Here is a 2,897-nt window from a genome sequence, read left to right as displayed (position 1 = left end):
GGGCCGATGAAGACGCAAGGTTTTGAAGCACGATTCTCTCAAAATCTTGCACCTGTTTCGCGAGAAAAGCCACAAAACCCTTACCTTGCCTACATTTCACCTTTATTCAGCAAGCCCTACATAGTCTTTTGGCTGGCTAATTTATCGGCAGCATCTTGGGTGCATCTCAATTTTGTAGAAATATCTATATTAGGGCTGGTTGAATAAATCTAAAGACCTTGTTGGATAAGACTTTAGTGCCGGTCATGGGAGTGAGCGGCGGGAAAATTCAGGCACTTTTTCCCTGAAAATTAGCTAATTAACCACGGCTCGACTGAGCTTCGCGGTTCGACTGAGCTTCGCCGAACGTCCTCAAAATCCGTAAAACCCTACACCCCACACCCCACACCCTGCCGCCACGAAAAACTTTTTGCCGCAAGGCCTATCTAGGAGAGTCCGAATTTTGTTCAAAAGTTAACTCCTCTAACACTTCCGTAACCAACTTGCCGTTGGCTAAACACTTTAAACTTCTAATCTGAATATTTACTTGGGGAGTTTCTTCTAACTGTTGGATCAAAAAATCTGCATATTTGATTATTGCCTCACGCGCCGCATTTTTTTTAGTCCAAACTTGCGCCATTTCTAACATATTAGTAACCCCAATAAACTCGTCTCCTTCCCCATCTAAACTATAATTAGCCGCATAGGTGTTAGCAGTAGGACACAACAATAAAACATAGCCTAAATGTCCTTTTGTTGCTGTGCCAAATCCTTTAGCCATAAAAAATTCTCCTCAAGATAACAAATCAAGCGCAATTGTCGATGATAGCTGAGATTCTATCACTTGATGACCGAGATTAACCGGTCGAGCATTTCCCTCTACCGGCGCGCAATAACGGGGAATTGGACTAGAAACGAGGCTTATATGACGGTCACTCACCGCTAATCCATGGCTAGGATCATAGCCTTTCCAGCCGCCCCCCGGCAAGTACACCTCTACCCAAGCGTGTAAATGTCTTTCTCCTTGGTCTAAATCTCCTTCTTGATAGCCACTGACAAAACGGGAAGCTAATCCCACACAGCGACACACATCCATAAATAAAACCACAAAATCGCGACAGGAACCCTGCTTATTTTTCCAAGTGTTTCCGGGTAGATAGGGTTCTCCAGTAAGACGAATAATTTGCTGACAATTGCGGTAAATTTTGTCATTAAGATTAAACAGGAAAGATAGCACCTGTCCCTCAGTTTCCTGCATAATTTCTTGGGCTAATGCTGCCACATCGGGGTCATTAGCTAACCCATAAAATTGTCTGTAGGGTTGTAATTGACTGTGGAGGGAAATGGGATAATCAAAGGGTAAACAGGTCGCCCAAGGTTCCAACAAATACTGAAAAGGATTAACCCCATGGGTTTCCACTTCACTCACCACATCAATCAATAATTCTTCTGTCGGTTGATTAAACCAAATTTGTAAACAAGAATTGCCATCGAGGTCGATAATATTAGTTATCGTTAAAGGTTCTGGGTTAATTTTGAGCGTGAACTCTCGCAAAGTTTGCCCACCATCGGATTTTGGTCGCAAGCGCAGCAGATGGGGTGATAAAATCACGGGTTGATTATAGAAATAGTTAGTTTGATGCCGAATGTGATAACGCATTAAGTTGTTAATTGGGATTGATATTGAAAGTTATTTACTGGCAGAGGTGAGGCAAGTTCGGGATTAAAAACAAAGAAAGTTTCTGTCATTTTTATTCCCACATCATTAACTCTTTTTTGAATATGGTCGAGGAATTCATGTAATCCCATTTCAATAATATCCTCGATAGTTAGATAGCTCATTTCCGCACAAAGTCGCCCTAAACTTCTTTCTACCGAATTCCCCCAAGTTCCTATAGGAGTCCCTGTAACTTGATGCAAACAGTGGTCTAATTCCCGCAGACAAAAGTGAATTGAACGAGGAAATTCTCGATTAAGAATTAAAAATTCAGCCACGTCACTAGGAGTAATCCGTCGTTGACATTTACGATACATTTCGTAGGCACTCACCGACCGCAGTAAAGCAATCCATTGAATTTGGTCTAGAGAAGTTCCTACCCATTGAGCGGAAGGTAAGAGATAATAGTATTTAACATCAAGAATTCTGGCGGTTTTATCGGCGCGTTCCTGTAATCTTCCCATAACGCCAAAATGCCAACCTTCATTATGAGTCATCGTCGCATCCATTACCCCCGCAAAACGGTGACTAGCCAATTTAACTTGAGTAAAAAAGTTAGGTAAAGTAGTTTGAGGATGGTAAGAGGAAGCATCTTTTACCATCAAGAAAAAACCATTAACCTGTTCCCACATTTCCGAAGAAATAATCTCGCGAACTGACCGAGCATTTTCTCTGGCCCAGCGCAAACAAGAGATAATTGAGTTACTATATTCCGTGTCAAATGTCAAGAAATTGATCACATTTTCTGCGGTGGCTGTGCCGTAACGTTTCTTGAATTGTTCTAAATCTCCCGTGGTTAAAACCAAGGGTTCCCACTGTTGCAAAACACTGGTAGGTACATCTAACATTAAATTAAGGTTAACATCCATAAACCGGGCGACATTTTCTGCCCGTTCAATATAGCGATTTAACCAATAAATTGAATCGGCAACTCTACTAAGCATAATTAACCAGGAAAAAGAAAAGGGTAGGGTGGGTTAGGCGACAATAATTTACGCAGTTGACTGATGATTTAATTTTCGCCGTAACCCACCAAAATTTTGATGATTGTCCTGATAGCGATTTAACCAATAAATTGAATCGGCAACTCTACTAAGCATAATTAACCAGGAAAAAGTGAAAAGGGTAGGGTGGGTTAGGCGACAATAATTTACGCAGTTGACTGATGATTTAATTTTCGCCGTAACCCACCAAAATTTTG

5 protein-coding genes are annotated in these 2,897 nt (G+C 41.4%); 1 reads left to right on the top strand and 4 read right to left on the bottom strand.

Annotation, left to right across the window (positions count from 1 at the left end):
- On the top strand, window positions 1-207 hold a 207-nt coding region (locus PX481_RS02920), incomplete at its 5' end, for a hypothetical protein (RefSeq protein WP_288093590.1).
- A 214-nt stretch (window positions 208-421) separates the two neighbouring features.
- Here PX481_RS02920 and PX481_RS02915 read toward each other — a convergent pair.
- From PX481_RS02915 to PX481_RS02900, 4 genes are all read right to left on the bottom strand, one after another.
- Window positions 422-760 carry a hypothetical protein gene (locus PX481_RS02915; RefSeq protein ID WP_002757602.1) on the bottom strand — a complete coding sequence of 113 codons (339 nt, stop codon included), beginning with the start codon at window positions 758-760 and terminating at the stop codon, window positions 422-424.
- Between the two features lie 12 nt (window positions 761-772).
- Window positions 773-1,639, bottom strand: coding sequence for a transglutaminase family protein (locus tag PX481_RS02910; protein ID WP_288093588.1), 867 nt, complete (start codon window positions 1,637-1,639; stop codon window positions 773-775).
- Window positions 1,639-2,640 (bottom strand): alpha-E domain-containing protein, encoded by a 1,002-nt coding sequence (locus tag PX481_RS02905; RefSeq protein ID WP_185237680.1) that lies wholly within the window; start codon window positions 2,638-2,640, stop codon window positions 1,639-1,641. The genes PX481_RS02910 and PX481_RS02905 overlap by 1 nt, the downstream gene beginning before the upstream one ends.
- 48 nt (window positions 2,641-2,688) lie before the next feature.
- The coding region (locus PX481_RS02900) for an alpha-E domain-containing protein (RefSeq protein WP_288093586.1) at window positions 2,689-2,897 on the bottom strand (209 nt) is incomplete at its 5' end.

It is taken from the genome of Microcystis sp. M53603_WE2 (assembly GCF_030065435.1).
The sequence above is the reverse complement of the archived record's forward strand: the minus strand, read 5'-3'. Positions and strand labels throughout refer to the sequence as shown.

Bases quoted from the DNA above. Each gene is read 5' to 3' on its own strand.
- PX481_RS02910 (WP_288093588.1), bottom strand. From the start codon at position 1,639: ATGCGTTATCACATTCGGCATCAAACTAACTATTTCTATAATCAACCC.
- PX481_RS02915 (WP_002757602.1), bottom strand. From the start codon at position 760: ATGGCTAAAGGATTTGGCACAGCAACAAAAGGACATTTAGGCTATGTT.
- PX481_RS02905 (WP_185237680.1), bottom strand. From the start codon at position 2,640: ATGCTTAGTAGAGTTGCCGATTCAATTTATTGGTTAAATCGCTATATT.